This is a genomic window from Microcoleus vaginatus FACHB-2002 (assembly GCF_040004035.1).
Taxonomy (GTDB): domain Bacteria; phylum Cyanobacteriota; class Cyanobacteriia; order Cyanobacteriales; family Microcoleaceae; genus Microcoleus; species Microcoleus vaginatus_C.
Genome location: NZ_JAMPLN010000030.1, coordinates 1 through 21035 on the forward strand (window position 1 = coordinate 1; position 21035 = coordinate 21035).

Below are 21035 nucleotides of genomic sequence, written 5' to 3' on the forward strand. Positions count from 1 at the left end.
TGCGAAAATATTTTTGACTTTTTTTTTAACCTATACACACCAAGGGTTTCGGCTGTCGTTCACGGCTCCGACCTCCGCTGGCTGACTCCTCTTTTAACTATGGGGTCTTTTTTAGGACCAAAATACGGCTTTTGCCCTGACAATTCCCGCGCCTGGGTAGAAGAACTCCGTGGTTCAACATGATGATGGGGCTTACTTCGAGTATAGGTAAGGCAAGGTTATAGTGTAAGGTGTGAGGCTGCATCCTTGTGACGCTGCATCCTTGTGAGGATGCATCGTTGTGACGCTGCATCCTGGGGTTAGGATGACAGAAGCAGGCTGGTGGATGAGTCATATATATCTAAGTCGTGTCTGGATTTCTTGGACTTTACTGAGGGACGTTTGGGTCTCAGATTGAGCCGATCGCCCTTAACAATTCCTCTGATTCTAAATCCAGAAGTTCACACGACACGGTACTCTAACCCAGATCAAACTCCCAGAAGTCGATCGCCGGCAAATACACTCTTCTGAATTACACCCCGAAACTCCTTCAGTTACCCCAGTTATCAGCCTTTGATGATCGAGGGCGAGTTGGTCTCCTCAACATCTACATCTAAAAAGTGCAAGTGACTCTCTTCCTCAGTATTGACAGCAATCACCAAACCTCTATTCCCCCAAGAAGCGATCGCCCGGGGTGAGGCGGGGCTGCTAAAATTTCCTACTTGAATCCCTTGACTGTTTAACACTTCTATATGCCCCCCAACATCTGCCAACACCCATCCCCAATTAGCCACACAAGCAGACACGGGCAAACTTTCAAGGGGAATTCGCGCTACCTTGAGCGGCCACAATTTCATCAACAGCACCGCCGCTTTACCACCTTGGGGAATTCCCAGCAAAGTATAAGGCTCAGGTGTCAACAGCATCTGTCCGACGCTGGCAGACAACCGCACAGAACCCACCGGCGTGCCGCGGCGAGTGTAAACTCTAAAAATAGTTTGGGGATTTTTTGGTTCGTTGTCCGGCCAAACTGCTAAGACGTGTCGCCGATCCAAAAACATTAATTCTGGTAAATAGTGTTCTGGTAACGGCACAGTAGCGATCAGCTTCAAGGCTTTTTTCTGATCGCCAGCAGTGCTGTTTCCAGCTAAAGAATAAAAACGCAGTTCGCCGGGCACCGCTACTGTCAACCAGTTGCCGTGAGAGTCTACAGCAGCTTTAAAAGCATCTGGACCTTGCCTCAAACCCATATCCAGCAAACATTGAGGCTCCCAAGAGCGCTCATTGAGCCAGTAAAGTTTTTGCGGAGTGAGAACGCAGCAGCCGTGGGAAACAGGTAAAATGCCCCGCACGATTTCCGGCATTAATGAAATAGAAGTAGACATTTCTCCTGTAACTAGCTGTTTTCCCGGCTGAGACCAAACCTTCACCTCTGTACCTACAGCAGCATAGAGATACGTTTCAGTGGCAATTAAAGCTGTCAACGGTGCTGGAAGTATCACTGGCTTGGGCTGCGAAAGCGCATAGCGGACAGTCCCAAGTAAATTAATTGCCGACAGTGAGGCTTTTTCCTCTTCAACTTCTAACAAAGACTCAGTTTCAGACTTCAGACTTTTATCACCACTGGTTGTGGGGCTTTCCCAGGGAATAATGCAGTCGCCCAATTGCCTGACAGCGGGGTCGTACATGATCAGCCGCAGAGCTTGAGCCATTTGGGAAGCACTGGCAAAACGGCGGGCTGGCAGCTTTTCTAAAGATTTTTTGACTATTGCTTGCAAAGGTTCGGGGATGGCGTCGGGAAATTGCAAGCGTTGATTCAGGTGTGCCCACCTCAAGTCTCCGGGGGTTCCCCCGAAAGGGCGGTAGCCCATTAGCAATTCAAACAGCAGAATTCCTACTGCATATATATCTGACATCGGGGAAAAAAGACCGTAAAACCGCTCAGGGGCCATGTAAGCGGGGGAACCTACGGTAGCGTCGGGAGAAATTTCTTGGTGGAGGCGAGTGGTACCTATTTCTGGCAGCCGACGCGCGATGCCAAAGTCAGACAACCGGGGCGACCAACCTTTGGCCCCTAAAGTTAGGAGGATATTTTCGGGTTTGATGTCGCAGTGAACTACGCCTCGGCGGTGGGCGTAGTCTAAGCCGGCTAAAACTTCCATGACTAGCTGTAAACCTTCGAGCAGACGCAAGGGGCGGTCTTGTTTGAGCAGGTTGCGGAGGGTTCCTCCCTCGCAGTAATCCATAACCAAGTACCTGCCTGTAGCTGTGTGTTCTAGAGCTCGGCAGGTAACAATATTGGGGTGCTGCAAGGTGATCAGAAACCACAGCTCTCGCAAGAATTCGCTAGTTGGGGCTTTCTGATGACTAAGTTCTTTGAGAGCAACCAGTTGGCTGGTGAGGCGGGAGTCCTGGGCGGGAGCTTCTCGAACGCTGGCACAAAAGACTCGACCAAATTGTCCTTGTCCGACTAGCCCTAAAATGCGGTACTTAGAATGTTGCATCGGTCTAATTATAGAAAAAGCTTGAGCTAGTATTAAAATATGTAAATAATTCTGACAAAAATTCAAATTTTTGAATCGCTCGCCAGGTACAGCCTATGTTATCTCAGGTTCATTCTCAGCCTCCTTGAGAGCGATCGCACACTCGCACCTACTAAAATCATCGTTGAGCTTCGGAATCACTATCAATCTTGCCGAATGCCGGTACCCGATGTGGAACTACCTGTGGCTGCTATTTTAGTCGATCGCGACTATTACAGTTTTTTCAATGCCATCTAGAAAGTATCTAAGGTTTTAGCTTTTCAAGGCTAAGCTGGGGAATCGGGGCGAGGGAACAGCGATGACCAAAACAGAAGTGCGGTTATGCCATAGGGGTTAGAGAGCCAGAAGCCGATGCTGTCGTCAAGGCATCTTAACCTTTTTGAGTGTTAGCCAAATTTTTTTGCGCTTTGAATAAGTTGATCGTAACTTGCTAAATACTGAACTTGACAGGAGCAAACATCAATATGGTTAAAATTATTAAACTAGATCCAATTGCGGAGGAAATAGCAGTCGAAACCCGATCAAATATCCTGTCTGCCTTACTTTCCAAAGACTTAGACGTTCTCAAGGAATGCGGGGGGCGGGGAATGTGCGCTACCTGCCATGTTTACATTAAAGAAGGCATGGAAGGCTTGTCGGACATGAACCGCCGCGAGAGAAGAACTTTGGAAGTCATTACTACGGCTAAAGCCAATTCGCGACTTGCTTGTCAGGCTCAAATTATGGGCGAGGGTGTGGTTGTACAGTTGCCTGCGGGGATGTACATTAATGCTATTGAAAATGTCGAAGCTCTGATCGGTCGCCGGGCCCAGCAAGATTTATTACACCCAATTACGGGTCAAGTAGTTGTAGAATCGGGAAAGTTAATTACTCGTTCTATCGTTACACAGCTTAATGAAACGCGCTTTCAAGTAGGACAGTATTTAGTTCGGACTAAAGAAGCTTAAAACTGATATCTTTGTATTTTAGTAGTAGAGAAAAATCTATGTTGAGCCAACTTGCGCGTTTGAGCACGGAAGCAGACGGACGCTACGCCAGTGCAGAAGAACTCCAATTTTTGAAAGACTACTTTCAGTCTTTGAATCACCGGATGAGTGCTTATAAAAAACTTCAAGCCTCTGAAACAGAAATTATGCGGCAGGTGGAAGCACAAATGCTGTCTCTAGACCCTAGTTTATTTCGGCGCGGGGCTAACGATATGACTGAAAAGTGCCGTGGAGATATTGTGCGGGTGTTGAGGCATTCAGCGGCAGCACTGTTGATTAATGATACTGAACGGTTGCGCGATCGGCTACTACTTTGGTTGCAAACTATTTTAGGCGCTGTTCAAGTTAGAAATAGTGCAACCGTGACTTACGATGTGATGAAAAAGGTCCTTAAACAATATCTCACGGTGGAAGAAAGGAACCTATTTTTTCCGATTCTGGACATCAACCGCACTTTACTAGGCAAATAATCAAGGGGGTTGACAACTTAACGCCGATAAACTGTGCCGTTAGGAAGAGTGGCTCCAATCAACTTCGCTCCCGTCAAATCCGCCTCAGTGAGAATCGCTCCCCGGAGGTTGGCTCCTGTCAAGTCAGCTTTCTGCAAGTTGGCTTGACTTAGGTTAGCTTTGCTCAAGTTAATTTCATGCAGACAAGAATTAGACAGGTCGGCATTGATCAGGTAGGCTAGACTCAAGTTGGCTTTGCTGAGGTTTGCCCCGCTCAAGTTAGCTTCCATCAGATAAGCACCGCTCAAGTTGGCTTCGTTCAACAATGCCTCTGCCATATTAATTCCAGTTAAAAGTTTGCGGCTCAAGTCTACACCGCTGAGGTCGGCCCCGCTGAGGTTAATACCGCTTAAGTGGCTGCCATTCAAAGTAATGTTTCTCAGGTAGGTTTTGCTGAGGTCTGCTTTGCACAAATTGGCTCTATCCAAGCAAGCTTCGCTAAGGTCTGATCCAATCAAGCACGCACCGTTTAAATAGGCTTGAGTGAGGTTAGCTCGCCTGAGATTAGCTTTCAAAAGGTTGGCTTTGCTGAGGTTAGCACGGGTCAAGTTGGCTCCGGCTAGGTTGGCTTTGGATAATTCGGCTCCGGTGAGCTGTGCTTCGGTCAAGTCTGCCTCTTTCAAACTCGCTAGACTTAAGTAAGCATCTTTGAAGTTTGCCCCGTTGAGATTGGCTTTAATCAGATATGCTTTACTGAGATTAGCCTCGGTGAGAACGGCTTTGGTGAGGTTAGCAGCGCTCATATCTGCACCTATGAGATTAGCATTGGGAAGATTTGCTCCGGTCAGGTTTGCCCAATTCAGATGAGAGCCGGCTAGGTTGGCGCCGGTGAGATTGGCGCCGATGAGATTGGCGCCGCTCAGACTGGCTGCCATGAGGTTGGCGCCGGTGAGATTGGCGCCGCTGAGGTCAGCTTTGCTGAGATTGGCTCGGCTCAGATGGGCTTTGGTGAGGTCGGCCCCGCTGAGGTTCGCACCGATTAAGTAGGGTCGTTGCTGGTGTTGGTTGAGGTTTGCCAAAATTAGAGTTGGGGCATCGCTGGAACGGTATAAATCGATCGGACTCAACACAATGCCGCGCAGATTTGCCAGTCTAAAATCTCTTTCGCCGGCTGCATATCGAGTTAGAAGTTCATTGGCGTCCATTAAGTTCTAGCAAAATGTTTGAGGTTTTGATGGCTTTTAAATTTTATGAGTTTCTAGAGTAAGTTATGAAGTTTCTAGCTGCTAGTTCTCATCAGGTTTTATTTGAATTGCTAAAACCTTATTTTTTAACTCACGAGCTTTTTTATAATTTAACTCACAGTTTTGATGATACGGTCGATAATATGGCTGCCCAAAAATCGATTTAACAGCTATTAGCAACAAACTAATAGCTGTTAAATAAGTCAGTTTTTTTGAAAAAGTTGACTGAGAATAGCTTCATGGTCTTTTCCTTCTTCGACCATAGAATCTGCTGGTTGGAGGCGCTCGCGCAGCCCTAAAATAAAGCGGTTGCAGTCCGAGCCCAATGATTCGCAGGATGTTTGCAGGCAGTGAAGTTCTCGACCCGTAAGCTGACTAAAGAACGCACTTAAAATACCTGCTTCTAAAAAACAGGCTGGTCGCTTAGACTTGGGGGCTGTTTTAGCAAAAAGAGAGTTAGCAATTTTTACTATTAAAAATCCCTGTTCGGAATAGCTGGGGTCAAGCTCAAATGTTCCCCATCCATGAGTTTTCCAACACTGCTGCAAGGACTGAAGAAATTCTACCATTTCCATTTCAGAAACTGGCTGACCGTAGTATTCGCTGACTTCTTCGCAAAAACGCACGTAGAAGTTTTTCCCCCACCAGCGACCGCAGTTGAAAAGCACGAGGCGGGAGGCTTGACCTGTTTCTTGTTCTAAGCCAATATAAATGGCTTGAATCAGTGTTTCTGGGAGTGCTAAAAGCCGATCGCCCCGGCGGTTTTCGAGGAGACCGAGTTCGAGGTCGCCTCGGACGTAGGCATCGCTGGCAAAGTAGTTTCCAGGGAGTCGGGGCTGTTTGAGTAAGTCGGCAATATTAATCATCGGAAATTGGGAATTGGGAATCGGGATTTGGAAATTGGAAATTGGAAATTGGAAAGAAAGCAGATTATTTATTATCTTGGTCAATAATAATTGACTGTGCTTGGTCAAAAAATGGTTGCAATATAGTCCGGGCTTGCTCGGAAAGCAATTCTTTTAAACGAGTTTGCAGCAGATTGCAAACAGTTGCTTCGATCTTTTGAGTTTGGTGGGCTTCGACTATGCCGGAAAGCCAGTCTACAAGGCGCTGTTCGAGAAAATTTTGATCGTTTAGCAGCATAGCCATAGCGCAGTACCGCAAGACTAACACCCAATGTTTGAGCGATCTTTCTAAGGTTTCTTGTTTTTCGTCGGGGAACGTTTCTTGTAGCTTGTTGGCTACTGGTTGGAAGATGCTTGCTTCCTTCTCTCGCAAAAATTCGTAAATTTTTAAGCGCTGGACAAGGGTTACAGCTTGACGCTTAAAAGCTATCAGTTCTTCGCCTTTTAAAAAGCGGTTTTCTGCCTGATCCAGCAGCGCCTCAATCTCAGGGTGCATGATTTTAATTAAGTGGTAATCGGTAATTGATAAAAGGAAGGAAGTTCGGCAACGAGCAATGCACGGGATTTAACGGATTTAACTAATGGATTTTGAAGGATGAGGAAAGAGGGGTGAGGGAAGAGGGATGAGGGATTGCCCTATTTTTCATTTTCTATTCCCTACACAGATTAAAACAGATCGAATAGGTCATCAATGGTGACTTCGGCTTGTTCAGAAATAGAAATTACTGGCAAGGGTGGCGGTAGGGGTAGGGCACCTACTTCCGGAATTCCTTCCCAAGAAATAGCTTGAAAAAAGTCTGCTACTGGCTGGGTTAAACTCAGAAGTTGACCGGGGGTCGAGCCATTTGGGGTTTCTAAAGATTTTCCCAGCCAATTATAGTGACCAAAGAATTCTTGGACAGATTGGTCCAACCATGAAGTTTGACTTTTCATCTTTACTTCCTGCCTGGAGAAATCCACCATCGCACTTTCGATCGCGAAATTGGTGGGAGGAAAGGCAGGGCAGGGGATGTGCCTTTCCAGGTTGTTTACCGCAATATTTCACCGTGTTGCAGTCGATTTTGAATATCGCGGGCGTTGGCACCTTCGTTGAGCCAGAATGCTGCTGCATCAATTTTATCTGGGTTGCCAAGCAGGAACTTGCAATAGGTTTCTCCCATTGAGTAACATTGGAGTTCTATGCAGCTCAGAGGCTTTTTGACTAGAGAGCCGAAGAAACCGGCGAACAAACCTGCGTATAGGTGACAAACAGGTTTGCCTACGTCGCCCAAAGTGCGAGCAACTGCTGAGTCAAAGAGGTTGATGAAGATGCAGCCGTGTTTGCGATCGCTCATGTCCACTTCCCAGCGACCCCAACCTTGAGCTGTGAAAGGCCACCACCAAGTTTCTAGCAGAAACATGAGATTTGACTGGCGAATGTTCTGGCTGTATTCGGCACTAAACCATTTTTGAAAAAATTCGGAATCTTGAAGTCCCCACTGGCAACCAATAGTATACATGATGACAGAGGACGCGGGGCCGACTTCTTCTTCGAGCCCCTCCACCAAACCGATAATGAAGTCTTCGCTGGTAAAAATGTTGCGCGACTGATTCCAGTCGTCAATTGTACCCATCTGGCGATCGAAGGCAAAAAAATCCTGAAACCTATAGTGGCTGTGAGTTTTAGGATGATTTTGCTTCAGTAGCGATTCGCTGTGGGTGGAGATTTCTTTTTTAGCGGTAGAGACCATTGGCGGGTTATTCCTTTTTGGTGTAGTTTGGTGAAAATTAGAGTCAAATAGACTGGCCTATGTATCCAATTTAACTTTATTTTTCTAAAGGCAGGCACAGGGTATAATTTTTCACTGCAATATAAGAATTAAAAATTCTAGGATGCTAAATTTGGGGGCTTGTTGGGAGTTCTGCCTTCGGACAACTGCTCTCTGAGTGCTGACGAAAGTGGGTATAACCTTAAACGGCTATGTGTTATCGTTTTGTGCAAGCTGTCCACTATATATATAGGGCATATGGGGATGAAAAATCACGCTTGTATTGCAATAGGCATCAATCAATATCAGTTACTCCAGCCTTTGAGTTATGCCCAAGAGGATGCAGAGGCCCTGTACGGTTTTTTGACTGAGGAGGCGGGTTTTGCGCCGGATGGATGTCTGCTGATGACCGATAGCTCGCCGTCGCTGTGGGGTCAATCTACATATCCAAATCGGGAAAATATTCTGAGATTGACCCAAAGCCTCTGCGCCGAACATGTGCAACAGGGAGATTTACTCTGGTGTTTTTTTAGCGGCTACGGTGTCAGCTATGAAGGTAAGGATTATTTGATGCCGGTTGACGGCAATCCGGCTGACATTCAGGGGACGGGGATTCCGGTAGAGTTGCTGTTGAATACTCTCAAAAACGCTCCTACCGAAACGGTGTTGGTGCTGGTTGATATGAACCGCAGCCAGATTGTGAAAGCGGGGGAAACGATCGGCTCTCAAACGGTCGAGCTGGCGCGGGAACTGGAAATCCCAACAGTGCTTTCTTGCCGCCCGAATCAAGTTTCGCGGGAAACTTCGGCTTTGCGTCAGGGGTTTTTTACGACGGCGCTTTTGGAGGGGCTGCGATCGGGACAGTGCATGACGATTAAGGGTTTAGACCGTTTTTTGAGCGATCGACTGCCGGAGCTGTGTGACCACCATTTGCGTCCGAAACAAGAACCTTTGATGGTGGTGAATCCTCCGGGAAAGGCTAATTTGGTGATTTTGCCGGATGCTTCAGGGGTACCAACTGCTGCGTTGGCCGGACGCAACGGCAATATGACGGTTAGTACGGGTGATGGGTTCGATCGCCCGCACATGGCTACGGGTACGGCTCGAATGGATCTGCCTCCGGCAGTTCGCAATGCTCAGGATTCGCCGGTTGAGATGCCGCCAGTGTCGCAGCCAAATGCTGTGGCCCCTGCCGATCGGGGTGGCGATCGACCGAACTTGCAAAAGCCGGAGGATGAGCATAACGGGGGCTCGGATAAGTCATTTTTGCAGCAGCTAATTTTGTGGAGTTCAGCTACGGCTTTGGTGTTGCTGTTGGGTGTTTTTGTGACGAACAAATCAATTTTTATTGGTCAGCAGGAAGGAGATCCTCGATCGCCTGCTAAAAATGCCGAAAACTCTGGATCTCAAAAATTTACTGGTACTGGGGGATCGCAGAACCAACCGCGGGCGGTGCAAGCGGGGACTGGAACCAAGCAGCCACCATCGAGCCAGCAGGTGTGGGCTGAGGCGAAAACTTTCCTCAAGGATGGTTCGGCTTCTAGTTTTAATAAAGCAGTGGTTAAGGCTCGAACGATTCCGCCTAGCGATCCGCTCTACCCGCAGGCTCAGCAGGATATTGAGCGCTGGAGTTTGACAATTTTGGATATAGCTAACGGGCGGGCTGCTCGGGGCGATTTCCAGGGGGCGATCGGCGCGGCTAAATTGATGCCGGATGTCAATCAGCCTGTTTACAATCAGTCGAAACAGGCGATCGCTCAGTGGGAGGAGCTATCCAAAGACCAGGATGTAAATGCTGCTTTGCTATCGGCTGCTAAGGGTCAAATTAAGCGGGGGGTTGCCTCTTCTTACAGTAGAGGCATCCAGCAAGCTAATAAAATTGAACCCGGTCAGCCGAAGTATGAAGAAGCTCAACAGTTAATTGGAGAGTGGAGCGAAAGTATTCTCAAAATTGCTCAGTTGCGCGGCTCTCAAGGAAAGCTGAAAGAGGCAGTTGAAGCTGCTTCGCTGGTGCCGTCGGGTACTAAGAGTTATCAGCCGGCTCAGAAGGAGATCGCCAATTGGAAAACTAAGCTCCAACGCCAGCCGAAAAAAGATTGATTTAGTTGATAATTTCTCGGTTTCCCACCGGGAAATTATCTTAGCGACTGGCCGAAAGAGGTCGATAGGTCGCTCGATACCTCTTGATACTGCAAAAACAGCTCTACACATCGATAATTTAAAACCAATAATTTTATTCACCATTTCCCCTCCCCAGCTTCTGCGCGAGGGGATTTTATATGCTCCCTGGTCGGTTTGTTTTTGTAGAGTGAAATACATCGTAGGATCTGGTTAATTGGGGCTGCATAATAGTCGGATAATTTTGATTGTTTTTGGGGATGAGCCCATGAGACCAAAGGCGTGTATTCTCAAAGCCTGCGGGACGCCTAACCCTACTCACCACAATAATCCTCATATTGTGCAACGCTGATTCATTAATATCTTTAATTAACGTTCAGAGTTCCCTAAACCGAAGCCTCCACCTTCAAAAACATTTTTTTTAACAAGAATAATTGCTGTCAATATATATTTATTTATAATTAAAGTTTTATGAAGTAATTAATAATTAAATTGGCAAATTAAGAAAGTTAAATTTGGTATTTAATCAAGTATAATTGTCAGCTTAATCTATATTTGATTTCAACAAACTGAGTGTCCACCAAATAGGGCTATATCAAAATATAAGGCAATGGCTAAGGCAAAATCGCCTTAAAAAAGCGGGTAGGCCAAGTTAATTTTTTTTATCCCTCTTTGTGGGCGATTAGGAGCGATCGACGGATAGAAGAGAGTTTAAACTTGGGCTGTTTTTAAATTATTAGCAGTGACAGATCTGTTATGAATTATACAAAATTAACGGTTACTGGCAATTCTCGCGGAGGAGCGATCGCGCCCAATGAATTCAGGAAACAGAGTCACCGCCACACAGCACAAAATATCTGGATTCGCAAGCTGCGAGTCTTCGTTGGCTCGGAGATCACAAACCTGCCTTAATTAACACAAATAAGGGCTTTGCAAGAAAATCCAAAAAATATTTCCTTGAGAAAGAAGAATAAAAACTTGCTCGCTTATTGTAGCCCCGGTAACAACACGTATGCCTGAAGTTATAGTCCACAGCCAAGTCTACGGGACGATCTAAATCAATAGGGTGATGTGGCAGTGTCCGGCTGTTAAGAGGGGCGATCGAACAGGAATGTTCCTTGAGCGATCGCTTCCCAATCGGAGAGTCTAAAACCTAAGAAGGGAAGGAGTTGGAGACAATGCTGAACTTTTTGAGTTCAGGAAAGTAGCGTTAGCACTAAACTCTGCCGTATTGTGGAAATTGAGCCAAATTTGTAACAGTTCTTAACTATAAATAATTCTGCCAAAACTGCTAGCATAGTGACACTTTTGCTAGCAAAAACAGATAAAGTAAATAAAGTTGGCTAACTCTAGACGCCCCGATCCCCAGGATGGGGATGTTGAATCAATTTGATTCATACCAACTGGTTTTAGAGTTACAATCAGAACCAAAGCATCGCTATTTAACTGAGTTCTTTACTTACTTTTACTTTCAGCTATGAACGTGGATTTTATCAAAGCCCAAGTCAGGTTGCTACAGGGTGCAAGTTCATCGGAGCGAGAAACCCTTATTAAAAACATCGGCGTCTGTGCTGGCGTGATCCGACCCGGAGAGTACGTGACTCCCCAACGGAAGCACGCCATCACTCTTTGGCTGCAAACAAATGCTGTTCGCCTCCGGCTTCCTCAACTTCCTCTGGACTTATCCGGCCAAAAGCCTTAACAGGGAAGTAATCAAGAGGTAGCGACAGAATCAAAGAAATTAGTCAATCTTACCTAAAAGTGCGTTTTTATTGAGCTGTACAGGATCAATGAAACACGATCAAGATTGAAAAAATGTTTGTAGGGAAAGTTGGGCTCAAAAACACGCCTGTGGACAAGAAGCGGCCGACCGCCTTGGTAGAAGCAGGAAGTGAACGTCAAACCTGCTCTAAAAGTAGATTTGACTAAGTTTCACAGAACGGATTATTGTGCACAACTATAACCTGGGTTATTTGCTTTTAGATTTGAGATTCACGATTTAGCTCGTATTGGATAAATAGGCTATTTGTGGATCGCCTGAAAAATTATCCTATTCAATAGGTATAACTAATTACAGGGGCAGTCATTGAACTGCCCTTACTTTTGGGGAGCATCTCATATTTGTAAAAACACTTCTTCTGGCTTTTTCCTTCTTCCTTCTGACTCTTTCCTCCTGGCTCCTGGCTCCTAACTTTAATTTTGGGCTTGGCTGCTTTCATTGAGATGCTTCCTACTTTTGAGTCCCCATGCGAAACTGCTGCAAGTTACAATAAACGCATCTACTTCCAGATAGAGTTTAGGTGAACTCTCCTGTAAGCTGCCGCGGCTCTATATTATCTGTTATGTTCGAGAGAAGGGGAGATGGGGAGAGGATTTGACGAGCTTTGATAGGGAATTAATATCGTCAAACAGAACGAGTTATTACAATTCACTTGCTTTCTAATATATTTTTCTACAAAAATACTGTGAGCAAAAAACAAAAATTTCCTTATTTAGTTGGTTCCCGGTGGACTTCACACCAAAAAACTTGGGGGTGGCGACACTTTCAAGTGGTCAACCGAAAAAACGAAGGTAAATGGGTATTTGCAGAAATGGTGGCGGCTTGCGATCCAAATGTGCGTTTTTGGCTGAACGCCGCACAGCTCAAAGACCGATCGCTCTGGCAAGCTGGATGGCAGTCTACGCAAGAATTAGAGGAATTAGAAACTGCAGACTAAAAGACAGGGCTGTGAGGTAGAGTGAGCGGAACTTCCGCCACCTGCTGCTATCGTTCCGATTCAAACCAATACGGAGTGAGACTTTCCCGGTTGTGAAAAATCTTTTACATGACTACAAGTCCTGGAAACCTTTATGTAGCAGCGTTTTTGCTTAACTAAGTCAATGGCAAAAATCCTCAGTATGTAACAAAACATTAAGTACGGCGTTCCGAACTCAATTTAATGCGTTTTGTAGGGTAGTGTACTTTTTTTCTCTAAAGCGATAAGTTAAATATGACTACGGTCGATCGTCCCATATTTCCAATGGCACAGGGCGCAACCTTCCCGCTACTTCTACACTCGGCCAATTCGGATCAAAAGTCAAATTTTCCAACGTTCCATCGCTGTGAATTAAAAACGTATCCTCAATTTTTGCTCCCGACAAACTCGGATTCCAAGCCACAGCCATATTTTCCGCCAAAATATCTGAAGTAGCCGGATTCGCCACAATTTCGCGCGCCAAATATCCGGTAGTTCCGCCTTGATGGTGTTCCGCAATTGCTTGAGGATATCCGTGCTCTTCGTAAGCAGTTTTAAGCGTATCATAAACCGCATTCAGCGTTACTCCCGGTCGGCAAAAATTTAGCGCCACTGCTTCAATTTCTCTGACTTGTCGGTGCAACTCTGAATGCTTTTCGCCCAGAAAATCGAAACAGACAAATCTAGTTAAATTTGCATACAAACCCCATCCCCTCGCGCAAAATACTAACATTGCTTGTCGTCCAATTTGTTCGGCGGTTGCTGTGGCGTGGCGGTACAGCGGCAAACGTCTTTCTCCAGCAACTAAGGTAAGTGCTGGATGCAAACCTCTCGCCCACAAAGCCTCTGCACCGGCTCCCGCTAGCTGATATTCTGTCCATGTTGGTTTTGCTGCGGAAAGTACCTCTGTCATCGCTTCGCTGGCTAAACGCCCGACTCGCCGGTATCGCTCTAATTCACTTGACATCATTGTCTGTTTGCGGGATTGTAAAGATGCGATTATTGGCATTTCTTGGGAAGTTGGCCGATCGCTCATGACGTTACCGCCACCAGTAATTTCTTTGACGAAAGCTTCGCGCTGTGCAACATCAGCCCAAGGATAGATGTGCATTTGAAAGTTGGCTGGCAATTCTTCATCTTGCAAGCGTTGGGCTTCGATTTCATCGGTAAGAACCCAAGCTGTTTCGGCAGTGATTAAAAGTTCTGCCACTCCGGTTTCTGCCGTTAGCAATACTGTATGAGAACCGCCGGCTGTGGCCCAGGCAAACCAATCAGTGCCTCGCAAGCGAAGGGCGATCGCTTTTGTTTCGGTTAAGGCTTTGCGGATGAATTCGAGTTTGAGATCTACTTCTTGATTTAATGAGTTTATCATTAGCTTTCTTGCATATAAATTGTATTTTTTGGGCGGGCGGGAGGCCCACCCCACAATAATTGAATCAAACTTTACTTGAAAATTTAAATGGGTTTCAGCTTATATTGACAGATACGGCTTGCAGTTCTTTAGCTTTTTCTTCGGGTAAAGCGTCGTTGGCAAACATTCCGGCGGCGAGTTCGGTTCCTGCTAGGTATTTTAGCCGATCGCTCGATCGATAGGGCGGATAAAATTGGGCGTGCAAATGCGCTTCTGGATGGGGTTTCCCATCTGTGGGTCCTTGAAACCAAGCCATCAAATAAGGGAATGGGCGATGCCACAAACCGTCATATTTGAGGGTGACTGTTTTTAAAGCCTTAGCGAGTGATTGCCGCTGTTTTTGGGTCAAATCGATAAATGTAGCAGCGGGGGCGATCGGGGCAATCCACACTTCGTAAGGGTAGCGGGCACAAGCGGGGACAAAGGCGATCGCCTCTTCGTCTAAATAAATAATTCGCTGTTTGTCGGAAATCTCTTTTTGAATCAAATCTTGCAGCAAACCGCTACTGTTTTTTTGATAGTAAACCGATTGACATTCTAACATCCGTGCCGGCACCGGTGGCACGAACGGATAAGCGTAAATTTGACCGTGGGGATGGTGCAAAGTTACTCCGACTTCGACGCCGCGATTTTCAAAGGGCAAGACGTATTCAATTTCTGGATTGCTGCCAATAACTGAAGTGCGATCTGCCCATACTTCTAACAATAATTCCAAGTGAGATAACTCCAAAGAACCGAGGGAAGCCAGCGGATCTTGAGTGAAAACAACGACTTCGCAAATGCCCTTAGCAGGCAAAGTTTCTACAATATTTGCAGGTGCGTTTTTTGCTTGCAAAGTCAACGAGGGAAAGCGGTTGTCAAAAACTGCTACATCGTAATCTCCCGGCGGCAATTCTGTCGGAAACTTAGGGTTAATTGTAGCTGCCAGCGGGTTGTATTCCGGCGGTGGCATGAAAGTTCTTCCCTGACGGTGGCTGGCGTATGCTACCCATTCCCCGCGCAAAGGATGCCAGCGAAAGTGGGGGTTTGCCTCTACGGGTTCATTGCTGGGACTTACGGCCGCGATACCTTCTGGGATTGGATAGCGACTGTACAGTGTGAGTGGGCGGCCGTCTGGTTTTAGCAATTTTTGGGAGTGCATTTTTTGTAGGGGCGGGCGATCGCGTTTAATATATGTTAGGAGTATAACTTCGTGCTTGGAGAATCCGCCCCTATCTAAAGTCGCAAATTATGTTAACAAGTTTAGTTTGCAGTACCAATGTCAGCCTACCGTGTGCTATTGTCGAACCGGCCGGAGAGCCAGGATCTGGATTCAATTTAAATGCGTAGCAGCTTACGATCGCAATTCCCAACTACCCAGTATATTTATCGATCGACCATTCGATCGAGCTTTTCCTTAACCAACAAGTCTAACAACGATCGCAACACAAACAAGCCACCGAATCCCGAAACCGCAAAAGCTGCGATCGCCCCGGTTTGATATCCGCCCACTAGCAGCACTGCACCCGACAAAAACACAAAACCAGTCAAACAAGCGAAAATTAGAGTTTTCAGGGCTAAATTAATGCGTTTCAAGGCTCTTTCGCTCTCGATATTTCGCACTCTAATTTGCAGTTCGCCCTCTTCAATTCGCTGCTCCAAACGCTTGAGAAAAACTTGCGATTTGTTTGGCTGCCGTAACTTATACGTAATAAAACTTCGCGCTTGCCTTGCCAATTCTCCGATCGCATTTCCCCGTCCCTTGCTCACCGCAATACTCTTGACAAAAGGCTGAGCGGATGCTATGAAATTGTAGTTAGGGTCGAGAGTTCTAGCTATGCCGTCGAGAGTGGTTACCGACTTGACAATAAACATCATTTCTGCAGGCAAGCGAAACGGTTGCTGCTCGAACATGATGTAAAGTTCGTTCTTAATTTCATTAAAAGCTTGAAGGTCGATCGGCTTATCAATAAACTTATCCAAGAGAAAAGCAATCAGCCGACGTACCGGCATCATATCCGGCATCGGCTCAATCAAGCCGATCGAAATTAAAGTATTGAGTACCTCGTCAGTATCCTTTCTCATCACAGCAAAAAAAGTCTTGACCATTTGGTCTTTAGCCAGAGACTTTATCTCAGCCATCATCCCAAAATCGTAAAAAATCAAGCTACCATCTTCTGTCACCGCCAAATTTCCCGGATGCGGGTCAGCTTGAAAAAAACCGTCTATTAACAACTGTTTTAAATAACAGCAAATTCCGAGTTGATTGAGCTTCACAATATCCACTCCAATCGCCTCTAAACTAATGCGGTCGTCCACCTTAATGCCTGGTGCGTATTCGAGAGTCAGGACTTTTTTAGTCGTGTATTGCCAGTAGACTTTCGGGACAATAACTTGAGGATATTCTCGAAAATTATGGCTAAAGCGATCGGAATTTTTACCTTCTTGCACGTAGTCTATTTCTTGATATAAAATCTTAAAAAACTCGTGATAAATAGATTCCAGGTCATATTTGCGCGTCCCAGGCAAATAGCGATCGCAAAAACGCATCACTTGGCGCACCGCCTTCACATCCAAATCAAATAAACTTTCCAAACCCGGACGCTGCACCTTTACAATCACATCTTCTCCGGTGTGCAGCCTTGCTTTGTGCACCTGTCCCAGACTCGCAGCAGCAATTGGCGACTGGTCAAAATCGCGGTACAAAGCATAAATATCCTTCCCTAACTCTGATTCTACAAGAGCGATCGCCTCTTCGGAACTAAACGGAGGAACCCGATCCTGCAACTGTTCTAGTTCCTTCACATACTCAAGCGGCAGCAAATCCGCCCGAGTCGAGAGAGACTGCCCGATTTTAATAAAAGTCGGGCCTAAATTTAGCAAAGTATTGACCAACCAATGAGCGCGAATTCTTCTAGTTTGAGGCGAATTATTTTGCAGCAGTGCGTCCCACCACAAAAAAAACATAAACTTTCCTGCCGCTGCAAAAATGTCTATTTGCCGTGCCAGTGGCGAATATTTAGAACGTTGCCAACGCAGGGTTTTAGGTGCAGCTTTTGTGAGCATAATATTGGCGAATGGAGAACCGGCAATTTAGACAGGCAACCAGACAAACCATTCAAAACAGAGGAGTTGGTAGAATTTACGACATTTCCCCATCTCCCTCTTCTGGCAAGTCTTCTAGTTTCGCCTGTTCGCTGCCAATTCCCAGCAGCTTCTCAACCGAACTATTCTTCTAAATTACAGAGTTCCGCTGGAAATTGCGGCAGAGTCAGAGTAAAAGATGTGCGCCACAACTCGTCAGGTTCTGAACTTTCGGCCGGACAGCTAGATACATCAATAGTACCATTCAAGTGCTGCACTAAAGACTTTACCAGAGCCAGACCCAAACCCGTACCGGCGATAGCTTGGTCAGTAATGCCAGTGCCACGCCGGAACTTGTCAAAGATGTGGGGCAAATCAGCCACAGAAATGCCGCGCCCGAAATTAGAAATGCTCAGGACAATATAGCCTGCTGCCTCAGACGCCTCCAAAACTACCGCCGTTCCAGAAGCAGAGTATTTTCCAGCATTCGTCAGCAGTTCCAGCAGTACCCGATTGAGAATGTCCGGGTCAGTTTCCCAGCAAGGGGTCAACTTGGGCAAATCCACCTTAAGAGTCAATTGCTTATCCACCCACTGTTTTTCAAAATCCCTAACTAAATCTTGAAATAAACGGTTGAGATCGATTTTGATTAGAGAAATCGGGAATTGCTGAGGCTCAAACTGCTTGAGGGCCAGCAAATCGCTAACCAGAGCAGTTTCCTTAGAACACTGCTGTTCTAGAATTTCGAGATACTTAGTCCGACTCGCTGACGGCAGTTCAGCTTGTTTGAGCATCAGAATCGCCAGTTTCATGATTGTTAAAGGGGTACGCAACTCGTGACTCAGAGTGCTGAGAAACTCGTCTTTAACCAGCTTCAATTTCCGCATTTGCTCTAGCTGATTGGCAGATTGTTCGTACAGTTTCCCCTGCACGTCGAGACTTTGCTGCAACTGAGAGGTTCTTTCTAAAACTACGGTTTGCAATTCCTTAAGCGTTTGAGTTTGGATCATCATCTTGCTCACTTGAGCGCTGACCGATTCGAGAACTTCTAATTCTTCCGGGTTCCAAGTGCGCGCCTTCGAGTGCTGCAAAACCAAGAAACCCAAAACTGTTTCCTGCCCGCTACCGCCCGTGAGGGGAACCAGCAGCAAGCCGCGAATGCCTTGGAGTTTCAAAATTTCTGTGGCTGCTTCTTGTTCTTTGCCGATTAATGCGCCTGCGTCAGCGAGGGCTAAGGGTTTGGGTGCGCTGTGGAATGCTTGGTGGCACAAATTAGATTCTGACAGCCAAAAAGCGGGAGAGTTATTTGGTTTTGAGTTGGGGATTTTGGATTGGGAATTAGCAATTTTTTCCTTATTTTTTGTTTTAGATGTTGAGCTTTTTTTTCCTGCCCCGCTTTGTGCTATTTCCTGTTTGTTTGCCTCTTTTTTTACCAGTGATTCGCAAACTAATTCGACTTTCGCTTTGGGAGTTTGATTGGGGGAGCGAGTTGTAAATAGAGTATCTGTATATTTCAATAGCAGGATTTGGCCTCTCTCTACTTCTAGGGTATCGACGGTATTTTCAATAACTTGCTGCAATATTCTATCGACTTCTGAATTTGTGTCGATCGATGCACCAACTGACATGAGTAGATTTTTGTATTTAGCTTGTCGCTGTAACTGTTCGTTTAAGCTGGCAATTTCTTCAGTTTTTTGAATGTGAGAAATCGCGCTGCCGATCGCGTCTGATGCTGCTTCAAGGCGCTGCCGATCGGCTACCGACCACTCGTGAGGTTGCGACTTACTAACAATCATCATGCCATTTACAGCCCCTCCAAATCGCGCAGGCCCTGCCAAAATTGCCCGAAAAGGCAGCGCAGTCACAGGGGAATTGGGCGATGAAGCTGCCGGAATATCAAGATAGTCGGATATCGCCACTATCTCGCCGTCTGCTAGGACGTTTGCCCAAACGGGATGTTCGAGTGATATGCTAGGGGGTTTTAATCTTGTGGTTTGGGGGTGTTCCGGTGTTTCAGTGGAATCGGCAACACCGGCAACATAGGGGAAATCGCTGCTATTTTGCCAGCAAGCATTCGGATTTACTGCTTTGTGGTCAACCACAGCAGTAACTAAACAGAAATCTGCCCCCCATGCAACCCCCAAAGTATTGGCTATTTGCAGCAGCAGGAGTTCTCGATCAAAGCTGGTGGCGAGAATTTGGCAAATTTGTCGCCCAAGAAGGGCAGGATCGACCTGGAACTGCATAAGACGATCCAGAAATTTTTGGACTGATACTGGTTCTGCGATTTGCGGAAAATACAAAGTGCAAGACTCTGACGGCGATCGGTCGATCGAAGTAAAGTCTTGATTTCCCTGGCGATCGATCATGGCAACCAAGCCTTTATTCTAAGATGTTTGAGCCGGCTCCTGCTGCCAATCTAGAACCTTTCCATAACTGTCGGCTTGACAGTTATGAGCCTGCTTTCTGTGTTTGTGCAGCCGGTCGGCGGGTCGCTCGATATGTAAAAATATACCCAGATCTGACCGAGTTCTATTTTCCTGTTTTCTACCCTTCTATCTGTACGGGAGGAACTTTACCATCCTTTACCGGATGATTATCAATCCCATTCCCGCTAATTTTGACGGCTATTAGTAGTATGAAGGTTTTCTAGAGACCGCTTAGTGACACCCCTCTTCTTACTGTGTGATGTTTCCTATTTAAGTTTGTGATCCTAACAAATTTTTATTGTGATACAAATCCGCCGATCGAGTAACGCCGATCGCAAAAATTCAAAATCCCCAAATTATCACTCATAACATAGCTAAGAGTTTTCGAGTTTTTGCTCAAAAACTCATTTTTCACCACACCTAGAGCAGCGCAGCGAACTCTAGGCTTAAATTTATCCGACTTACCTGCTTACTTATTTTGTGCTTCCTGTTGGGCTTTATCGCTATTTTGGCGGTAAAGTGCCGTCCGGTTCTGAGCCGTTGTGTAGCGGGGATGCTTGGAAGGCACGGCGGCCATCAAATCGGAAGCTTGCTGCCACTTAGCAGCTACGACTAACCAATCCTGGCGAGATTGAGCGGTTTTGCCCTGGGTGGCTGCTTGTTCGGCTACTCGCACTGCTTGGGCAAAAGAGTCAACAGCAGAATTAACAGTCTCCTTAGAAATTTTCAAAGCAGGTTTTGCCTCCGAGGAAGGGGCAGTTGCTACGGCTTGGGTGGTGGCTTGTGTGCTGTTTGGCACTTGGGAATTAAGTCCTTTGTGGATGGCGGCCGCTGCTGCAAGCAACAGCACGGTCAAGCTGATGCCGCCGACGATACCGCGCTGAAATTGCCGCGGTTGCTGCATCGATCGAGGTATAGCAATTCTCGGCAAAGCCCGCTTGCCTGCCACAGCTTGTCGTTCGTGATGGGCGGTGGCTAAACGCTTGAACAAATTGGGCTTTCGGAGTTTAATTTCTTGAGACCACAACAGTTGATTATCGGGATCGCGACTAATTTCTTCGAGCCACAGCAGTTGGTGTTCTCGGACAAGGCGGCTGTTGATGTTGACTCGGCGAATATTGCGGGGCGAAATGCGTTCCAAAATTTCTCGGACTCTATCGACCAAACTAGACTCTTCGAGGAGTTGGGGCGTTGCAGCTTCGCACAGCAGTTGCAGCACCCCGTCTGCAAACACAGCTCGAGCCCTGACCCCTACCTGTGCCAGTTCGTCATTAAGGATTTGAATAATCGATGCAACCGAGCCCTCGCGAGCTTGTCGAGCAATGTCATCTATTGGATTTGCCATAAAACTATCTTGACGCTTAGCAATCTGTTAATTGTTAACCCAAAGTCTCGGATCTAATTTTTACTCATACAGGTTATCAC

General features: G+C 46.4%; 19 protein-coding genes. 7 read left to right on the forward strand and 12 right to left on the reverse strand.

Annotated elements, in window-relative coordinates:
- A partial coding sequence (locus tag NDI35_RS22055) for a hypothetical protein (protein WP_445314599.1) occupies window positions 1-183 on the forward strand: 183 nt, incomplete at its 5' end.
- Window positions 184-545: 362 nt separating this feature from the next.
- Here the strand turns inward: NDI35_RS22055 and NDI35_RS22060 are convergent.
- Window positions 546-2483 carry a serine/threonine-protein kinase gene (locus NDI35_RS22060; protein ID WP_445314600.1) on the reverse strand — a complete coding sequence of 646 codons (1938 nt, stop codon included), beginning with the start codon at window positions 2481-2483 and terminating at the stop codon, window positions 546-548.
- A gap of 503 nt (window positions 2484-2986) precedes the next feature.
- Here NDI35_RS22060 and NDI35_RS22065 point away from each other — a divergent pair.
- Both NDI35_RS22065 and NDI35_RS22070 read left to right on the forward strand, forming a co-directional pair.
- Complete coding sequence (locus tag NDI35_RS22065; RefSeq protein WP_006635922.1) at window positions 2987-3469, forward strand: 2Fe-2S iron-sulfur cluster-binding protein; 483 nt, start codon at window positions 2987-2989, stop codon at window positions 3467-3469.
- A 38-nt stretch (window positions 3470-3507) separates the two neighbouring features.
- Window positions 3508-3978 carry a bilin-binding protein gene (locus NDI35_RS22070; protein ID WP_333084959.1) on the forward strand — a complete coding sequence of 157 codons (471 nt, stop codon included), beginning with the start codon at window positions 3508-3510 and terminating at the stop codon, window positions 3976-3978.
- A 17-nt stretch (window positions 3979-3995) separates the two neighbouring features.
- On the opposite strand, the gene NDI35_RS22075 is transcribed toward NDI35_RS22070, so the two are convergent.
- From NDI35_RS22075 to NDI35_RS22095, 5 genes are all read right to left on the reverse strand, one after another.
- Complete coding sequence (locus NDI35_RS22075; protein WP_445314601.1) at window positions 3996-5162, reverse strand: pentapeptide repeat-containing protein; 1167 nt, start codon at window positions 5160-5162, stop codon at window positions 3996-3998.
- A gap of 242 nt (window positions 5163-5404) precedes the next feature.
- Complete coding sequence (locus tag NDI35_RS22080) at window positions 5405-6067, reverse strand: V4R domain-containing protein (RefSeq protein WP_445314602.1); 663 nt, start codon at window positions 6065-6067, stop codon at window positions 5405-5407.
- Between the two features lie 64 nt (window positions 6068-6131).
- The gene (locus tag NDI35_RS22085) at window positions 6132-6602 is read right to left on the reverse strand and encodes a bilin-binding protein (protein ID WP_445314603.1); all 471 of its coding nucleotides are present in this window, start codon (window positions 6600-6602) and stop codon (window positions 6132-6134) included.
- Window positions 6603-6772: 170 nt separating this feature from the next.
- Complete coding sequence (locus NDI35_RS22090; protein WP_333042386.1) at window positions 6773-7039, reverse strand: hypothetical protein; 267 nt, start codon at window positions 7037-7039, stop codon at window positions 6773-6775.
- A gap of 95 nt (window positions 7040-7134) precedes the next feature.
- Window positions 7135-7836 (reverse strand): V4R domain-containing protein, encoded by a 702-nt coding sequence (locus NDI35_RS22095; RefSeq protein WP_445314604.1) that lies wholly within the window; start codon window positions 7834-7836, stop codon window positions 7135-7137.
- Between the two features lie 282 nt (window positions 7837-8118).
- Between NDI35_RS22095 and NDI35_RS22100 the strand changes: the two genes are divergently transcribed.
- The 3 genes from NDI35_RS22100 (at window position 8119) to NDI35_RS22110 (ending at window position 11674) form a co-directional block, all read left to right on the forward strand.
- Complete coding sequence (locus tag NDI35_RS22100; RefSeq protein ID WP_445314605.1) at window positions 8119-9954, forward strand: caspase family protein; 1836 nt, start codon at window positions 8119-8121, stop codon at window positions 9952-9954.
- A gap of 774 nt (window positions 9955-10728) precedes the next feature.
- Window positions 10729-10884 carry a hypothetical protein gene (locus NDI35_RS22105; protein WP_445314606.1) on the forward strand — a complete coding sequence of 52 codons (156 nt, stop codon included), beginning with the start codon at window positions 10729-10731 and terminating at the stop codon, window positions 10882-10884.
- A 565-nt stretch (window positions 10885-11449) separates the two neighbouring features.
- Window positions 11450-11674, forward strand: coding sequence for a hypothetical protein (locus NDI35_RS22110; protein WP_006635912.1), 225 nt, complete (start codon window positions 11450-11452; stop codon window positions 11672-11674).
- Between the two features lie 352 nt (window positions 11675-12026).
- On the opposite strand, the gene NDI35_RS22115 is transcribed toward NDI35_RS22110, so the two are convergent.
- Window positions 12027-12191 (reverse strand): hypothetical protein, encoded by a 165-nt coding sequence (locus NDI35_RS22115; protein WP_445314607.1) that lies wholly within the window; start codon window positions 12189-12191, stop codon window positions 12027-12029.
- Window positions 12192-12437: 246 nt separating this feature from the next.
- Between NDI35_RS22115 and NDI35_RS22120 the strand changes: the two genes are divergently transcribed.
- Complete coding sequence (locus NDI35_RS22120; RefSeq protein WP_242725377.1) at window positions 12438-12689, forward strand: TIGR02450 family Trp-rich protein; 252 nt, start codon at window positions 12438-12440, stop codon at window positions 12687-12689.
- A gap of 277 nt (window positions 12690-12966) precedes the next feature.
- Here the strand turns inward: NDI35_RS22120 and NDI35_RS22125 are convergent, their stop codons facing one another.
- From NDI35_RS22125 to NDI35_RS22145, 5 genes are all read right to left on the reverse strand, one after another.
- The gene (locus NDI35_RS22125; protein WP_445314608.1) at window positions 12967-14079 is read right to left on the reverse strand and encodes a M24 family metallopeptidase; all 1113 of its coding nucleotides are present in this window, start codon (window positions 14077-14079) and stop codon (window positions 12967-12969) included.
- A gap of 94 nt (window positions 14080-14173) precedes the next feature.
- On the reverse strand, window positions 14174-15259 hold the full coding sequence (galT, locus tag NDI35_RS22130; protein ID WP_445314609.1) for a galactose-1-phosphate uridylyltransferase: 1086 nt from the start codon (window positions 15257-15259) through the stop codon (window positions 14174-14176).
- Between the two features lie 224 nt (window positions 15260-15483).
- Window positions 15484-17163, reverse strand: a complete 1680-nt coding sequence (locus NDI35_RS22135) for an ABC1 kinase family protein (RefSeq protein WP_445314610.1) — start codon at window positions 17161-17163, stop codon at window positions 15484-15486.
- Between the two features lie 161 nt (window positions 17164-17324).
- Window positions 17325-19550 carry a GAF domain-containing sensor histidine kinase gene (locus NDI35_RS22140; protein ID WP_445314611.1) on the reverse strand — a complete coding sequence of 742 codons (2226 nt, stop codon included), beginning with the start codon at window positions 19548-19550 and terminating at the stop codon, window positions 17325-17327.
- Between the two features lie 529 nt (window positions 19551-20079).
- Window positions 20080-20955, reverse strand: coding sequence for a hypothetical protein (locus tag NDI35_RS22145; RefSeq protein WP_445314612.1), 876 nt, complete (start codon window positions 20953-20955; stop codon window positions 20080-20082).
- Window positions 20956-21035: the final 80 nt, after the last annotated feature.

Bases quoted from the DNA above. Each gene is read 5' to 3' on its own strand.
- NDI35_RS22060 (WP_445314600.1), bottom strand. From the start codon at position 2,483: ATGCAACATTCTAAGTACCGCATTTTAGGGCTAGTCGGACAAGGACAA.
- NDI35_RS22065 (WP_006635922.1), top strand. From the start codon at position 2,987: ATGGTTAAAATTATTAAACTAGATCCAATTGCGGAGGAAATAGCAGTC.
- NDI35_RS22070 (WP_333084959.1), top strand. From the start codon at position 3,508: ATGTTGAGCCAACTTGCGCGTTTGAGCACGGAAGCAGACGGACGCTAC.
- NDI35_RS22075 (WP_445314601.1), bottom strand. From the start codon at position 5,162: ATGGACGCCAATGAACTTCTAACTCGATATGCAGCCGGCGAAAGAGAT.
- NDI35_RS22080 (WP_445314602.1), bottom strand. From the start codon at position 6,067: ATGATTAATATTGCCGACTTACTCAAACAGCCCCGACTCCCTGGAAAC.
- NDI35_RS22085 (WP_445314603.1), bottom strand. From the start codon at position 6,602: ATGCACCCTGAGATTGAGGCGCTGCTGGATCAGGCAGAAAACCGCTTT.
- NDI35_RS22090 (WP_333042386.1), bottom strand. From the start codon at position 7,039: ATGAAAAGTCAAACTTCATGGTTGGACCAATCTGTCCAAGAATTCTTT.
- NDI35_RS22095 (WP_445314604.1), bottom strand. From the start codon at position 7,836: ATGGTCTCTACCGCTAAAAAAGAAATCTCCACCCACAGCGAATCGCTA.
- NDI35_RS22100 (WP_445314605.1), top strand. From the start codon at position 8,119: ATGAAAAATCACGCTTGTATTGCAATAGGCATCAATCAATATCAGTTA.
- NDI35_RS22105 (WP_445314606.1), top strand. From the start codon at position 10,729: ATGAATTATACAAAATTAACGGTTACTGGCAATTCTCGCGGAGGAGCG.
- NDI35_RS22110 (WP_006635912.1), top strand. From the start codon at position 11,450: ATGAACGTGGATTTTATCAAAGCCCAAGTCAGGTTGCTACAGGGTGCA.
- NDI35_RS22115 (WP_445314607.1), bottom strand. From the start codon at position 12,191: ATGAAAGCAGCCAAGCCCAAAATTAAAGTTAGGAGCCAGGAGCCAGGA.
- NDI35_RS22125 (WP_445314608.1), bottom strand. From the start codon at position 14,079: ATGATAAACTCATTAAATCAAGAAGTAGATCTCAAACTCGAATTCATC.
- galT (WP_445314609.1), bottom strand. From the start codon at position 15,259: ATGCACTCCCAAAAATTGCTAAAACCAGACGGCCGCCCACTCACACTG.
- NDI35_RS22135 (WP_445314610.1), bottom strand. From the start codon at position 17,163: ATGCTCACAAAAGCTGCACCTAAAACCCTGCGTTGGCAACGTTCTAAA.
- NDI35_RS22140 (WP_445314611.1), bottom strand. From the start codon at position 19,550: ATGATCGATCGCCAGGGAAATCAAGACTTTACTTCGATCGACCGATCG.
- NDI35_RS22145 (WP_445314612.1), bottom strand. From the start codon at position 20,955: ATGGCAAATCCAATAGATGACATTGCTCGACAAGCTCGCGAGGGCTCG.